Annotated in this window: 14 protein-coding genes; 8 read left to right on the plus strand and 6 right to left on the minus strand. The window is 54.7% G+C overall.

What is annotated here, in order from left to right:
- The first annotated feature begins 85 nt into the window (after positions 1-85).
- The 3 genes from hxlB to fae (LG203_RS03145) all read left to right on the plus strand — a co-directional run bounded on the left by hxlB (position 86) and on the right by fae (LG203_RS03145) (position 2,100).
- Complete coding sequence (gene hxlB, locus LG203_RS03135) at positions 86-622, plus strand: 6-phospho-3-hexuloisomerase (protein ID WP_013442338.1); 537 nt, start codon at positions 86-88, stop codon at positions 620-622.
- A gap of 259 nt (positions 623-881) precedes the next feature.
- On the plus strand, positions 882-1,418 hold the full coding sequence (gene fae / locus LG203_RS03140; RefSeq protein ID WP_015830180.1) for a formaldehyde-activating enzyme: 537 nt from the start codon (positions 882-884) through the stop codon (positions 1,416-1,418).
- A 100-nt stretch (positions 1,419-1,518) separates the two neighbouring features.
- Complete coding sequence (gene fae / locus LG203_RS03145) at positions 1,519-2,100, plus strand: formaldehyde-activating enzyme (protein ID WP_268867325.1); 582 nt, start codon at positions 1,519-1,521, stop codon at positions 2,098-2,100.
- A 70-nt stretch (positions 2,101-2,170) separates the two neighbouring features.
- Here the strand turns inward: fae (LG203_RS03145) and LG203_RS03150 are convergent, their stop codons facing one another.
- Complete coding sequence (locus LG203_RS03150; RefSeq protein WP_230344455.1) at positions 2,171-2,827, minus strand: HisA/HisF-related TIM barrel protein; 657 nt, start codon at positions 2,825-2,827, stop codon at positions 2,171-2,173.
- On the opposite strand from LG203_RS03150, the gene LG203_RS03155 reads away from it, so the two are divergent.
- From LG203_RS03155 to LG203_RS03175, 5 genes are read left to right on the plus strand one after another with little or no spacing between them, the layout of a single operon-like run.
- Positions 2,798-3,877 (plus strand): ATP-grasp domain-containing protein, encoded by a 1,080-nt coding sequence (locus LG203_RS03155; RefSeq protein ID WP_230344456.1) that lies wholly within the window; start codon positions 2,798-2,800, stop codon positions 3,875-3,877. The genes LG203_RS03150 and LG203_RS03155 overlap by 30 nt on opposite strands.
- On the plus strand, positions 3,870-4,928 hold the full coding sequence (locus tag LG203_RS03160) for a hydantoinase/oxoprolinase family protein (RefSeq protein ID WP_230344457.1): 1,059 nt from the start codon (positions 3,870-3,872) through the stop codon (positions 4,926-4,928). Before LG203_RS03155 ends, LG203_RS03160 begins: the two co-directional genes overlap by 8 nt.
- Positions 4,921-6,291, plus strand: a complete 1,371-nt coding sequence (gene pabB / locus LG203_RS03165; RefSeq protein ID WP_230344458.1) for an aminodeoxychorismate synthase component I — start codon at positions 4,921-4,923, stop codon at positions 6,289-6,291. The genes LG203_RS03160 and pabB overlap by 8 nt, the downstream gene beginning before the upstream one ends.
- Before the next feature lies 1 nt (position 6,292).
- Entirely contained in the window at positions 6,293-6,919 is a 627-nt protein-coding gene (locus tag LG203_RS03170; protein ID WP_230344459.1) for an amino acid kinase family protein, read from the plus strand.
- 51 nt (positions 6,920-6,970) lie between these two features.
- Entirely contained in the window at positions 6,971-7,366 is a 396-nt protein-coding gene (locus LG203_RS03175) for a 4a-hydroxytetrahydrobiopterin dehydratase (RefSeq protein ID WP_013442330.1), read from the plus strand.
- A 3-nt stretch (positions 7,367-7,369) separates the two neighbouring features.
- On the opposite strand, the gene LG203_RS03180 is transcribed toward LG203_RS03175, so the two are convergent.
- From LG203_RS03180 to LG203_RS03200, 5 genes are all read right to left on the minus strand, one after another.
- The gene (locus LG203_RS03180) at positions 7,370-8,866 is read right to left on the minus strand and encodes a diguanylate cyclase domain-containing protein (protein WP_230344460.1); all 1,497 of its coding nucleotides are present in this window, start codon (positions 8,864-8,866) and stop codon (positions 7,370-7,372) included.
- A 28-nt stretch (positions 8,867-8,894) separates the two neighbouring features.
- A complete protein-coding gene (locus LG203_RS03185; RefSeq protein ID WP_230344461.1) occupies positions 8,895-12,014 on the minus strand; it encodes an efflux RND transporter permease subunit in 3,120 nt (1,039 codons plus the stop codon).
- A gap of 82 nt (positions 12,015-12,096) precedes the next feature.
- Positions 12,097-13,155: an efflux RND transporter periplasmic adaptor subunit gene (locus LG203_RS03190; RefSeq protein ID WP_230344462.1), complete on the minus strand. Its 1,059-nt coding sequence runs from the start codon at positions 13,153-13,155 to the stop codon at positions 12,097-12,099.
- Positions 13,156-13,180: 25 nt separating this feature from the next.
- Positions 13,181-14,572 carry a TolC family protein gene (locus tag LG203_RS03195; RefSeq protein ID WP_230344463.1) on the minus strand — a complete coding sequence of 464 codons (1,392 nt, stop codon included), beginning with the start codon at positions 14,570-14,572 and terminating at the stop codon, positions 13,181-13,183.
- A 122-nt stretch (positions 14,573-14,694) separates the two neighbouring features.
- Entirely contained in the window at positions 14,695-14,943 is a 249-nt protein-coding gene (locus LG203_RS03200) for a hypothetical protein (protein ID WP_230344464.1), read from the minus strand.
- Between the last annotated feature and the right edge of the window lie 287 nt (positions 14,944-15,230).

A 15,230-nucleotide genomic window follows, 5' to 3' on the forward strand; every position in this document is an offset into this window, starting at 1 on the left:
TAATGCAGTGATGAAAAATCCCGACTCAGCAATGTGTCGGGATTTTTTTTGAACATTAACGCTTACCGTCATTAAGGACATTCAAATGGATCATCAACAATTTATTCTGGACAAGCTGTCCGGCATTCTCAATGTGACCGACAAGACCAAGGGTGCTGAACTCTTGAAGCTGGTTGAAGCTGCTGGCCGTACATTTATCGGTGGCGCTGGTCGCTCTTTGCTGGTTTCGCGTTTCTTCGCGATGCGCCTTGTGCACGCAGGCTACAATGTCAGCATGGTGGGTGAGGTTGTTACCCCTGCCATCAAGTCTGGGGATCTTCTGATTCTGGTTTCGGGCTCTGGTGGCACTGAAACTCTGTTGCCTTTCGTCAAGAAAGCCAAGTCGCTGGGTGCCAAGCTGGTTGTTATCTCCATGAAGAAAACATCGCCTATGGCCGATGCTGCTGATCTGGTTATCCAGATTGGTCAGGATGATAGCTTCCCATTGACCAAGGGTATGCCTATGGGCTCCCAGTTCGAGCTGTCCACTCTGATTTTCCTGGAAGGCGTTATCTCCGAGCTGATTCATGCCAAGGGGCTGACCGAAGAGGGTATGCGCGCTATCCACGCTAACCTGGAGTAATCGTTAGCCTCCAGCATGTATTTTTCATGCGAAGATAAAGAAAAACCGCAGTGTGCCGTTAACAATGGCAACTGCGGTTTTTTATTGCGGCATTTATCTGCTGGAAGCCTTCAATTAGCCTGCATCCGGTCGCGCTTTTGTGTATAATTAGCGCAAAATTTTGATGGCTTGACGTTAAACAGACGGTAGGCTAGGTATGGCACCGCTAACCAAGCGATGCTATTTTTGTTTCTGCGGAAACTTTTATTTGGAGAATGAAATGGCTGTTATTGATCGTGTTCTAGTGGGTGAAGCTCTTGTGATTGACAACCGTCCTGACGGTAGCGGACTCGACCTCTTGAATGTTGCCCACATCGACTTGATCATCGGGCCACGTGGTAGCGCTGCAGAAGACGCTTTCTGCCGTACCCTGACCGACCAAAAAGAAGGTGTAAATGGTTTGCTGGCTGTTGTGGCTCCTAACATGATGACCAAGCCAGCTACCGTGATGTTCAATAAAGTGACCATCAAGAACGGCAAGCAAGCTGTTCAAATGTTTGGCCCAGCTCAACGCGGTGTTTCCATGGCCGTGATGGACTGCGTTGCTGACGGCACCATTCCTCAAGACGAAGCTGATGATGTGTTCATCTGCGTTGGCGTATTCATCGATCACAAGGCTGATATCGATGAGCGTATCCAAGAGTGGAACTACCAAGCTACCAAGCAAGCTATCAAGAGCGCTGTCGCTCGCGAGCCTAAGGTAGCTGATGTGCTGAAGAACTACAAAGCTTCTGCCCATCCTTTCCAAGCTAAGTAAGTCCAAAAGCGCCCCACACAATGGGGCGTTTTTCATTAAGGCACAGTTGCTCTTGTAGCTTCTGTGCCTTCTCTTTGCCAGTAAAAACAGAGGATTAATCATGTCCATACTGGATCGTCTATTTACATTGTTTTCAGCGAAACCCAAGAGTAAGGCACCTTCTGCCCACGTGATTGATCGGGTGCTGGTAGGGGAGGCACTCGTCATTGAAGACATGGATCTCAAAAACGTGTCCCATATCGAGCTGATTATCGGGCCCCGAGGCAGTGCCGCTGAACGCGCCTTCACCCGTACGTTGACGACGCAGCGCCGAGGTATCAATGGCTTGCTGGCAGTGGTTGCGCCCAATGTTCGCACTCAGCCAGCTACCGTGATGTACAACAAGGTGACGATCAAGAACGGCAAGCAGGCAGTTCAGATGTTTGGTCCGGCCCAACGTGGGGTGGCAATGGCCGTGATGGACTGCGTCGCGGAAGGGACTATTCCTGAAAATGAAGCGGACAATATCTTTATTTGCGTGGGAGTCTTCATCGATGCCAAGGCAGACGATGACCGGAAAATCCAGGAATGGAATTACCGTGCCACCAAGCTGGCTCTTGAAGGGGCCATCAAGCGCGAGCCCAGCGTGGATTATCTGCTGAAAAACTATCAGGCATCCAGACATCCATTTCAGGCCAAATAACGCTTAGCTGAATCATCCTGTTCGGGATGGTTGGGCCACATCTGGCAAGTGTAGAACCCCTAACGTTTGACTATTGGCTGATGCGAGCAATATCCTGGCTGCTGATTTGCCCCGAGTGCAGGGCGCTTGCCACCAGAGCGCCTGTGATGCCATCTTGCTGCAGTCGCTGTAAATCGCCAATGTCTCTTACCCCGCCAGCGCTATAGAGTTTGCCATGTCTCATGCTGGCAAGCTGTTGCAATCGTGCATGGTCTGGCCCCGCATTGCTGCCAACATGGGCAAGCGTCATGCCAATCAGGTGCTCCGGCCATACCTGGGGAGTATTTAGCAATGCCTCCGGGCCTTGGTATTGATCTCCTCGAAAATCCAGTGACAACACATGATGGGCAACACCTCCGTTTATCAATTCTTGATAGGCGTTAATATCCGGCAAACTTTCACTGCCGATGACAGGCGTAACGCCCAATCCGGACCAGGGCAGAAGATCGCGAGTGTTGTTGAAGCCAGCATCCAGCCAGATGTGCAATTGAGGATAATGCTGGCGGATAAGTGCGATCTCATCTATATGCGCAGGCTTGCCTTGAATCGCGTTCAAATCGGCGATGTAGAGCGTATCAAACGGATATAATTCAAGCAGTGCCTGGGTAATGGCAAGCGGCTTGCTGCTGTTGCACAGGCCGGACTCAATGGGGCGGTAATGTTGTCGCTCGCCACGCTTTGCGTGCACGACGTGGTGCTCAAGAAGATCAATAACGGGGATGATGTTCATGGTGGTGAGGCGCGCTGTTTGAAGATACTGGTATGTGAATATATCACTGGCGGCGGATTATACCGTGCGCCTTTGCCGCCGTCGCTGGCAAAGGAGGGCATGATGATGCGCGATGCCTTGTTGCGGGATTTGCTTGCTCTGGCTGACCTGCAGATTGTATTGACCTGTGACAGACGCGTTCCTCTGCAACATGCCGCTATCAATGTGCTGTGGGTGGATGATGACCCCTGGACATTATGGGAACGAGCCATGCGCGATGCGGATGCCGTCTGGTTGATCGCGCCGGAAACGGAAGGCATATTGCTTCGCTTGACCCTGATGGCGGAAAAGCTCGGCAAACAGCTATTAGGCAACCCCAGCAGTGCGATTCAAATCGCCTCAAGCAAATCAGCCACCCTGCGTCTCCTGAGCGATGCTGGGTTGACTGTAGTGACCACGCTGAACAAAGAAACGCTGACGGCTGAGCGCTTTATTCCGCTGGTGACAAAGCCGGACGATGGGGCTGGCGCTGACGATACCTATTATTTTGAGGATTGGGTATCTTATGCCGACTGGATAAAAGACCATGCCACCCACACCGTTCAAGCTTATGTGCAAGGGGAGGCCGCAAGTCTGTCCATGCTTTGTCTGCATGGGCGAGCCTGGTTGTTGAGCTGCAATCGCCAAGAGATCAGCTTGCAACAGCAGGGCGCTTACGCAGGCTTTGCCTATGCTGGCAGCATGCTGAATGGCATGGTTGCCCATTGGCAAGCCTTTGCTGAGCTGGCTCAACGGGTTGCCCAGGCCATGCCAGACCTGGCGGGATATGTGGGCGTGGACATGATCGTGACCGCCACTGGGGTTTTGCACATACTGGAAGTAAACCCGCGATTGACGACCTCGTACGTGGGGCTGCAAGCCGCCACAGGCCTTAATCCGGCGCGCCTGATCATGGACTTGTTCTATAATCCTGACTTTAGTTTACCTCCGATCAACCGTCATCTCGTGGAAGTCTCTACTCATGTCTAATCTGATGGCAGATCGTCCCCTTACGCTGGGGTGGGATGTGGGTGGTGCCCATCTCAAGGCAGCCTTGCTAAATGCGGATGGCGTTGCCTTGCGAGTTGTTCAGGTGGCATGCCCCATATGGCAAGGCCTGGACAGATTGTCCGCTGCGGTGCACCAGGTGCTGGACCAGCTGCCGGCTTATCCGCAACAGCATGTCGTCACTATGACCGGCGAGCTGGCCGATATTTTTCCTGACCGGCTCAGCGGTGTCATGCAAATCGCCGATGTCTTAAGTCAGCAATTGATAGGCAAGCTCAGCTTTTACGCGGGTCGCCAGGGATTTATTGCCTTGGCCGATGTTTCTTTTTACGCCAATGACGTCGCCTCTGCCAACTGGCTGGCCAGTGCGGATTTTGTGGCACGCCAGGTTGAGCATGGCGTGTTTGTTGATATCGGCAGCACGACGGCCGATATTGTCTCTCTTGTTTCGTCAAAACCAGCGCCCCGAGGCTACAGCGATGCCGCCCGCATGCGGGCGGGTGAGCTTGTCTACACGGGCGTTGTGCGCACGCCGCTCATGGCCGTGACGCCTCGTATCAGCTTCGGCGGCGAGTATTACGCGCTTGCCGCCGAACATTTTGCAACCACCGCCGATGTTTACCGTCTTACAGGGGATCTGGATGAGGCCCACGATATGGCGGCCACGGCAGATGGTGCAGGTAAAACCCCGGCAGACAGTGCCCGCAGGCTGGCACGCATGATAGGCCACGATCTGGGCGATGCTGAAGCCGAGGCCTGGTTGTTGCTGGCGCATGCCTTCAAGCATGCACAGCTGGATACCTTGCGGGAAGCCCTCTTGCGTAGTGCCTCCCTGCATCCACAAACCGCATTTGGTGCGATGGTGGGCGCGGGTGCCGGACGTTTTTTGGTCGCCGAACTGGCGGCACAATTACACAGGAAATACATTGAAGTGCAGACCTTGATACAAGCGGCTGATGAGGACGTGCAGCGGTGGGCGGCGATTTGTCTGCCAGCCTATGCCGTGGCTTACCTGGCGGTTCAACATGCTTAAGCACGCGATTCCTTATTTATCCGATAGTGCGGCCTTATTTGCGCGGATCGCGCATGAGCCATGGGCCGTGTTTCTGGATAGCGGCAAACCAGGCAGCGCTTATGGACGCTACGACATCCTGACGGCAAGGCCTTATATCCGCATAACGACGACTGATGGCGTGACGACGATTTCTGACGATGCGGGTAGCCATGATCACCGCGACGATGCCTTTGCCCTGATCAATCAGATATTGGCTGCCTCCGCCACGCCTCCGGGCCCATTGCCTTTCGAAGGCGGTGCCATTGGTTATTTTGGCTATGATCTGGGGCGCACTCTGGAGACTTTGCCAGAGCTCGCGCAGGATGCCGAGCATATCCCGCAAATGCAGTTGGGGATTTATGACTGGGCTTTGGTCGTGGATCACCGCGAGCAGGCGGCATGGCTGGTTTCGCATCAGCGCCACCCCTCTACCGAACAGACCTGGAGTGAACTCTGCCGACTATTCGAAGTACCATTGGCTGAACATGCGGAGGCCTTTGAGGTCAGCAGCGCACTGCAATCCAATCTGGATGAAGCGGCTTATGCCCAGGCGTTTGACCGTATCAAACGCTATATCCACGAAGGTGATTGTTACCAGGTGAACCTTGCGCAGCGCTTTTCGGTGGAAGCAAAGGGCGATGCCTGGGAGGCTTATCGCTACCTGCGTACCCATAGTCCTGCCCCTTTCATGGCGTATTTGAATTTTCCGCAGGTGCAGATTCTGTCTGGCTCGCCTGAGCGCTTTTTGCAGGTGAAAGATGGGCATGTGGAAACGCGCCCCATCAAGGGTACCCGGCCCAGGGCTGAAGATCCGGAGCAGGATAAGAGCAATGCTGATGATTTGCAGCACAGCCTCAAGGACCGTGCCGAGAATCTGATGATTGTTGATCTCTTGCGCAACGATATCGGCAAGAGCTGCGCCGTGGGCTCTGTACGGGCAGACAAGCTGTTTGCGCTGGAAAGCTTTTCCAATGTGCATCATCTGGTGAGCACGGTCAGTGGCGAGCTTTCGCCAAGCACCACAGCGGTTGACCTGTTACGCGGGAGTTTTCCCGGCGGTTCCATTACCGGGGCCCCCAAGTTGCGCGCCATGGAAATTATCGAAGAGCTGGAGCCGCATCGCCGCGGCGTTTATTGCGGGGCCATTGGTTACATCGGCTTTGATGGCAATATGGATACTAATATCGCCATTCGTACGGCGGTTTACTCTGAAAACTGCTTGCGCTTCTGGGCAGGGGGCGGCATCGTCGCCGATTCCGTGATGGAAAAGGAGTACCGCGAAACCTGGGACAAGGCGTCTTCCATGTTGCAACTGGTCGCACATTTTCAGAAAGCAGGGTGATATGTGGGTGATTAAACTGGGCGGCAGCCTGCTGGGGTCTCCCGAGCTGCCGCAATGGCTGGAGATGATTGCGCAGCACAGCGATGGCAAGTTCATTATCGTGCCCGGGGGCGGAGTGTTTGCCGATGCCGTGCGCAGTGCCCAGACCAAAACCGGAATTTCCGACGCCGTCGCCCATCAGATGGCGGTGATGGCCATGGATCAATATGGCATCTTGCTCACCGGCCTTAACCCGGCGTTGGTGACTGCCAGCAGTGAACTGGAGATAGCCGAGCGCGGCTGGCAGCATCGCGCCCTCGTTTGGCTGCCGTCGCGCATGGTGTGCGCAGACGAGACAATCCCTACCAATTGGGATGTCACTTCAGACAGTCTGGCCGCCTGGCTTGCCAGTCGACTCGGCGCCGAACATCTGGTGCTGGTCAAATCCGATCGGCCTGAGGCCAGTGAAGTCTCACTGGAGCGTCTGGTGAAGGATGGCCTGGTAGATACGCATCTGGGTGATTATGTTGTTGGCCAGTCATTCAAGACTTGGGTCGTTCACAAGCAGGATTCCCATGTGTTGCAACAGGGCGATTCCTTGCAGCAATTGCAGCAGGGCGCCGTGGCTGTGCGCTGCGCCTGGAATTAAATCCGCACGCGGTGCCGTGGCCGCATTTTTCATCGACAAGGAGATTCAATCATGAGTGATCTCGTGGATACACCTAATACCCAGGATCGCGTGTACAGCGAATCTGAAATCCAGGCAAAAATTGCGGCCGAGTTTCCGCACTGGTTTTATGAGGATGGCTGGATTCGTCGCAAATACAAGACCAGCGGCTGGAAAGCGACCCTGATGGTAGTGAATACCGTCGGCCATTTGGCGGAGGCCGCCTGGCATCACCCTGATTTGACGGTGTCCTATGCTTTTGTCATCGTCAAACTTTGCACCCACAGTGCCAAAGGCATTACCGACAAGGACTGGACGCTGGCCGCCAAAATCGAATCCGTGATTCAGTGGCAGCCGGGCAAAGAGGGCGGCGCGCTGGAAGGCACGCCGAACGACGACCCACGCTTCAAGTACATCAAGTACGATTAAATCTCAGGCGTCAGCGGCGTCGATTTCTGAGAAGAAAGCATAGTGCCGCTGACTGTCGCGCTTGGCGAGATACATTGCCTGGTCGGCCTTGTTGACGATGGTGGCTTCATCCTGCGCATGGTCAGGATAAATGCAGATGCCGATGCTGGCTTCCTGATAGAGCGTGACGGATTCTGTGGCAAACGGGGCTCGCAAGGCAGCCAACAGGTTGCGCACGATCTTCTCGCTGTCTTCAATACTGTTGATGGAGTTCAGCAAAATCACGAACTCGTCCCCGCCGAGTCGCGATACCGTATCTTCCTCTCGCAGCTGACTGCGCAGGCGCGTGGCAATTTCCTTTAGCAGCAGGTCACCAATGTGATGGCCGAAACTATCGTTGACCTCCTTGAATTTATCGAGATCAACAAACAATACTGCCAGTTTGCTGCCTTGGCGTTTGCAGGCAAAAATGCCTTGATGCAAACGGTCTTCAAACAGCAGCCGGTTGGGCAGGCCAGTGAGCGCGTCGTAGTAGGCCAGCTTGTTTAACGATGCCTCAACCGAGCGTTGCTGGCTGATATCCGAGATCGTCACGACTTTCAGCGGACTCTCCTCAAGGGGGAAGTCAGACTCCTGCATAGCCGCATAAAAAGTGCCGCTATCCTGCCGCCTGCCCAGCAATTGCTTGTCCCACTCGAATAGCAGATGCGTCTTGCGCAGTCCCAGCATGGCCTGCTTGTCGTCATAGCCAAAGAGTTGTGCTGCGGGCTGGTTGGCGGCATGCACTTTGTCATGCTCATCCAGAATCAGGATGCCGGCATTGATGGTGTCGATAATCTTGTCCAGGGTTTCCCGCTGTTTGTTGGCGCGCTTCAGTTCACTCTTCATCAATAGCATCACCAATAAAAAGCTGAGTAGCGCCATGCTGAGCATGAGGGTCTGCAATAGGTGAACTTCTTTGGTCTTATTAACGGCATTGGCTTCCAGGCTGCCTGTGAGCTGATTCATGAGGTTCAGCAATTCGGCATTTTGCTGCAGGGCGAGTGTAACCGTGCTGGCCAGCTTGCCATTATCCACATTCGGATCGGTCAGCAGTTGCTCTATCGCCAATCGGTAGGGCGCCCATAAGGCCTCGGCCTGGCTGAGTAGCAGGCGCGCATTAGGCTGGGTGACTTGTCTGACCTTTTGCGAGTGTCCTTCCGAGCCAATCGTGGTGCCACCATCGATAAAACTGCGCAGTGTGGTATCAAATAAATGGTGGGTGAGCTCCAGCTCTTTCAGGCTGGCTTGCCTGGAAGCTTCATCATAAGGTGCCCGCTCAAGCTGTAGCAGGCATTTGACCATACGCTGGGACAGCATGCGTTGGCGTCCTGCAAGGTTGATGACGATGGCATTCTCCTTGACCTGGTCAGAGAGGAGAAAGGTGGTCCCCAGCAAGGTCAGATCCAGCAAGAAAAAGGCTGAAATGGCGATGCTGACTGCACGAAAACGTGCCTGATTTTTTTTAGGGAGAAATTCCATACGTCGTTTTATAAAGCAATATTTGCTCCTATGCCATGCTGGCTTTTTTGAATCGTCCAAAATGCAGCATGATGGTGGGCAAGATGAGCAGGTTCAGCAGGGTGGAGGTGATCAGTCCGCCCACAATAATGGTGGCCATGGGCCCTTCAATTTCACGCCCCGGCTGACCGCTGCCAGCTGCCAGAGGCAATAGCCCCAATGCAGTTACCAGCGCGGTCATCAGGATGGAGGGCAGACGTTCTGATGCGCCCCGTATGGCCGTCTCCAGCCCCCACACCATGTTCTCTTTATCGACCAGATGCTGGTAGTGTGATACCAGCATGATGGCATTGCGCAGGGTAATGCCAAACAGGGTAACAAAGCCGACCAGCGAGCCCAGTGAAATCCATCCGCCCGTCAGAATCACGGCAACTACGCCCCCAATCAGGGCGAAAGGCAGGTTGGCAAAGGTGAGCAGCAAGTTGCGAAGCTGGCCAAAGGCGATATATAGCATCAGGAAAATACCGACCACGGCCAGCAGGGAATGCACCATAAGGTCTTCGCGGGATTGCGATTGTGCTTCGGCTTCGCCGGAGAACGCCAGATAGTTGCCCGGAGATAGTTCGACTTCATCACGTATGCGGGTTTTGACTTCTTCGCTGAAGCTTTCAATGTCGCGGCCGGTCACGTTGGCGGTCACGGTCTGGATGCGTTTGGCGTCTGCATGCAATATCTTGGAGCGCCCGTTTTCCTGGGTGATGTCGGCGATATCGCGCAAGTAGAGCAGGCGGCCTTCGTTATTGATAAGCGGGAGGTTGCCGATTTGCTGAACCTGCTGACGGCTTTCAGGTGCAAGCACGATGCTGACCCCGACTACACGGTTTGCCTGATATACCTGCGAGATGGGCAAGCTTTCATAAGCAAGGCGTATGGTGTCCAGCACATCCGTGGGCGATAAGCCCCATTGCAGCAGGCTTTGTGGGCGTAGCCGTATGCTGAGCTGCGGAGTGCTCGGCGGCGCCTGCACCAGCACATCCGTCGCCCCGGATATCTGAGATACCACGCTGGCGATGGCTTGGGCATCGCGGTCCAGCGCGTCGAGGTCGCGTCCATAAACATTGATTACCTGCGCGGCCGCATAGCCTGAAATCGTCTCTTCAATGCGCTCGGTCAGGAAGGTATTGATGGCAAAATTGACACCAATAAAGCCGGGCGGTGCTGGGCCATCGTCGTCGTAGCCCGAAATCTTTTCGCGAATGTCTTCCAGAATGCGATTTTGTTCTTCGCCCGATACGGTACCGATTTCAATTTCAAATTCGCTATAGTGCGTGCCAAAGGTGTCAGCGGCATTTGGCGCGCGCCCGACCCACTGTGCCACGGAGCGTACGCCTTTGATGCTACTGATGGTTTCGGCGACCTTTTTGCCTATGCGCAACGATTCCTGCTCGGAAGTGCCAGGTACGGCCGTCATGTGCATGATGTAGTGGCCTTCATGCAGATTGGGAATGAACTGGCTTTTGAACAAAGGCAGAATGCCCAGGCCCAGCGCAATCGTTGTTAACGTAATGAGCAGCACCAGTTTGAAATGCGCCTCAATGCGATAAAGCCACCGAACGTAATGCCGCTTGATAAAGCGGATCATAGGCGAGTCTTCGGTATCCAGCTTGGCTTTGCCCAACAGCAAGTAGCACAGTGCTGGCGTCAGGGTGAGCGCGACGGCCAGTGAAGCCAGAATGGCACTGATGTAAGCCAGGCCCAGGGGGGCAAACAGTTTGCCAGCGACGCCGCTGAGCGTGAGCAACGGCATGAAGACCAGGGCGACGATAAACGTGGCATAGACCACGGAGCTGCGTACTTCCATGGATGCCCGGAATACCACCCGGTGAATGGCGCGAGGCTGAGGCAACAAACGGTTTTCACGCAGACGGCGGAAAATATTCTCGGTGTCGATGATGGCATCGTCCACCACTTCGCCCAGTGCAATAGCCAGGCCGCCCAAGACCATGATGTTGAGCCCGATATCAAAAAATTGCAGCACCACGACGGCGGTCAGCAGAGATAGAGGAATGGCCGTGGCGGAAATAAAGGCTGTGCGCGCATTGAACAGGAACAGGAACAGCACCGTAATCACTAGCAGTGAGCCAATCAGGATATCGCTTTGCACGCCATGGATGGCAGTTTCAATAAAGTTGGCTGGCCGGAACAGGGCGGGATGCAGCTTGACTTGTTCATGATTCATGCTGGGCTCGAGCTGGGCGATGGCTTTTTCCAGCCCCCGACTGATAGCGTAGGTATTAGCGCCCAGCTGCCCTTGCACAGAGAGGTAAATGCCGGTCTGCCCATTGATTTGCGCAGCACTGATGGAGGGGGCGTCTCCCTCCACCACCTTGCCAATGTCACCAAGGCGTATGGTCTGCCCACTACGATGCAGCAGGGTAACCTGGGCCAACTGCTCCGGAGTATAAGACTGCCCCTCGCTATTGATGATAATGCGCTGGTTTTTGTTTTCTATGTAGCCTGCTCCGCGCACGCCTGTGGCTTTGCTCGCCGCCTCCATCACTTGTTGCAGGCCGATGTTGTAGCGGATGAGTTGTTGCGGATCTACCTGAATCTGCAATTGCCGCACCTTGCCGCCGAATACATTGACATCGGCCACGCCAGGTACCGCCATCAGGTGGGGGCGTATGGTCCAGTCCACCAAGGTGCGAAGCTCGGTCAGCGTACGTTTGTCTGAAGTGATGCCTATGCCCAGCACGGTGCTGGCGGAGGAGGTGAGCGGCGTGATATTTGGCACGATGCCATGCGGAAGCTGACTGGCAAGTGTGCTTAGTCGTTCGGCGACCACCTGGCGATTGCGATACACATCCGTGCCGGGTTTGAAAAGCACGGTAACGACCGAAAGTCCGGGGATGGATTGTGAACGAATCTTGTCGACGCCCACCGTCCCCGCGATGGTGTTTTCCAGCGGCTGGGTGACGAGATACTCCACCAGTTTGGCCGACATGCCAGGCGACTCGGTCTGGATGACGAGCTGAGTAGGTGAAAACTCGGGAAATACATCCAGATTGCTACGCGACAGGCTGTAAAGGCCATAAATCACCATCAGGCTGGCAAGGCCAATAATGACACCATGGAAGCGGATGGAGAAGCGAACAAGCGCGGACATCATGGCAGCATCCCCTTCATGACGATGGGGGCCGCTAAAGGCGAGCCCGATGAACCAGATTTAACAGGGACGAGGTTCAAGATGCTTAGTCCTCGTTCTCGTTTTTGATCTGATAGCGCAACTCTTCCGATAATAAAAGCTGCACCCCGCTGACTACAATCACGCTGTCCGGCTGCAATACCCCGGCGACAAACCAGCCATTTTCGGCCTCAGCGGCGCCTTCAATCGACAACCGTTTAAATTTATCTGATGCTGTTTGTATGTATACCCAAGGCTTGCCACCATACCAAACCACGGCACTGGCAGGCACCAGCATGCCGTTTTGGGCTTTGCTGGTCGCCAGGCTGGCGCTCACGCGCATGCCAGATCGCAACGCTGAAGCACTTGCCCGGTAAAAATAGGTTCTGCCTGCCAGCCCGGCATCGCTAACCGGGGCAATGGAGACAAGGCTGGCCTCCACGGCTTGCCCGTTGCTGCCTGTAGGCGTGAGGCTAAGATGGCTTCCGGCTGAGGGCTCAGGTGCATCAAAAGGCAGGGTGATGCGGATGAGCACTTCACGGTAATTTAACAAGGCATCAAGCATGGCGCTGCGGTCTTTTGTCGCCTCTGTCGCGAGAGTGCCTCCCCATTGCTGGCGGAGAGCATCTTCCGCACTGCGCGCTGCCGTATTGGCTGCCTGCAGTTTTGCCTGATCGGTCTTGTACAGAGCCTCTGCGGCCATGACGGCGCGTATCGAAACATTCTGATCGTCTTGATTGAGGTGTTGCAGCCGTTCATATTCCTGCCGGGTATTTTGCAGAGACGCCTGGGTTTGCAGGGCGTCTGCGCGTGCCGCCATGTAGCGCGTGCGCAGCTCAATCAGTCCGTCAATCGCCAGCACGGTACCCAGCGCTGGCAAACGGGCGGATTGCTGAACAGGCCGTGCCTTGCCCAGTCGAATGTCGCTTTGCTGACGCGCTTCGGCAGTCAGAGTGACGATGGTCGCTCCATGCTCAGTGGTGACGCGGCTGGGGTTCTCGATTTCCTCTTCCTGCTCACGGGTGTAAGCCTCGTATTCGTCCTTGCCATAAAACACGATCACCCAGAACATGGTAATGATGAGAATGGCTTGCAGGCTGATGATGGTGATTATTTTACGATTCATGCATAACTCCAGTATTCAGCCTGCATCAGGAATTGGGCTGCGTGAGCAGCAGGTTAAGATTTTCGGGCATGCCGTTTTCATCCAGTAGCGGGCGTTGTGCGACCTGCTCTAGCGCTGCCAGCGCCTGGTTAAGCTTGTATTGCACATCGAGCAAATGCTGGCTGGCGAGCAAGGCTTCCAGCTCCGTTGTTCTCAAACTGAGCCGGTCAGCATAACCATCGGCAAATTGTCGTTGTATCTGCCTGGTAAGACCTTGCGATGTCGCTACAAACTCGCGTGCACGAGCAAGCTCCTGTAATGCTGCAGCATAGGCCGCTTCGGCGCGCTCCAGCTCGGCAATAATACGGGCCTGCAATACTTGGAATTGTGCGCCTTCTACATCGCGTAGTGCCGTGGCTTCAGCAATCAAGCCGCGGTTTTTGTTGATCATGGTCATCAGGGCAGAAATGCCCAGCGACCAAATCTTGTCCCCCTGGTCATAGCTATAGCCTGGCGTCAGTGTGAGATCAGGATATTGACGCGCAATTTCCAGTCTTAGCTTGGCCTCTGCGGCATCATAGCGCGCCAGAGCGGCTCGCAGATCAAGCCGGTTAAGCATGGCCGCATCACGAACGCTGTCCAGGGTTGCTTGTGGAAGAAATGGCTCTTCCCCAAAGGCTGTCAGCGCCAACGGCAGTTGTTTGAATGTCGCAAGGGGGAGGGCACTGTTGCTGGCCAGCACGGCTTGTAGTTCAGCAAGGCGGCCTTTTTCGGTTTCTATGGCTTGCTGGGTTTTCTGGCGTAATACGCGAAAATTGGCAACCTCGATGGAGGATGCCATGCCAGATTGCAGTCGCTTTTCCAGCATGGCGGTGGTTTCGTCGCGCAGCTTCAGTTCTTGCTGCAAGAGTGCCAGCAGCTGAGTGTGGTAACGGAAGTCGAGCCAGCCTTGATGCACACGGCTGCGCACTTGCCAGGCGGTTTGTGCAATATCAATGCGGGCTGCAACTGAAAGGCTTTCGGCGCGATCAATACGCGCCTGACGCTTGCCACCAGTCTCAATGGGGATGTCTATGCTCAGGCCATAGGTCCAGGGCGAAACTCCTCCGGCATGGTCACTATGGTTTTCGCTATCAAGATTGAGCCCAGGCACTGGGCGCTGGGCCGCGGTTAACTCCGCGCTGCGCGCTGCGCGCCATTGCGCCCGGGCAAGATCCAGATCAGGGTGATAAAAGAGTGCGCTAAGGGTAAGTTCGCGCATCCCCCATGTGGAGACGGGAATCTGTGCCGCAGGGTACCCACTGTCGAGCAGATATTGTCTGAATTCAGGGCTGTCAGGATTATGGGCAAAATAGCGCTGAGCACCCGAAGGCGCATCCAGCGGTTTTGCGTTGTAGATTTGAAAGCCGCATCCCGGGATCAGCCATAATCCGGCCAATACAACTGCGTAAACTGCGGCTTTACTTGTTTTTATTTTAATCAATGCATTGCCCTCTCCACCTCGCAGGATATTACATGGCAAGGCAGAACTGGGCAATTTGCGCGTGGGGTATTCCGTCGTTATTCGACGATGGCGGCGTGAACTGACGCGAGCGCGTCCTGCAAGGTTTCTTCATTCAGGCTGTTAATGCTGGTTGCCAGCAACTCAGCGGCTTCCACCGTATTTTGCGGCAGGTCGTGGCTGTCAAGTTCCGCGATCAGCCCTGCTGCGACACCGGTGACCTTGAGCAATGCGTGACGCTCGCGCATCAGCAGCTCGAGCTCCGAGCGCAACATGTTGATTTCGTCTTGATTGATGATGCTATGCATGGTGTTGTTTGAATCCCTGTATCTGTAAATGATGTGCGAACAAGTCCAAATTTGAATGGCAGAACTGTAAGAACGCCTCTGCATCATGCTATTTGTGCCGCAGCCTGTCAATCCGGGCCTCGCTGATACTTCATGATGTAGTTTTCTGCGAGGCAGGAGTGAGCTACAATGGCATTCTTTTTGAAAAAGCGTTTATTCCCTATGCGGGGTTAAACGCTGAAATTTTGATTGCAGGTGCTCCAAAGCACCCTCCGGCAAGTAAAATCGCCGGATGCTGCAATCGGCCA

This window comes from Methylovorus mays (assembly GCF_020531915.1).
In the GTDB taxonomy this organism is placed as follows: domain Bacteria; phylum Pseudomonadota; class Gammaproteobacteria; order Burkholderiales; family Methylophilaceae; genus Methylovorus; species Methylovorus mays.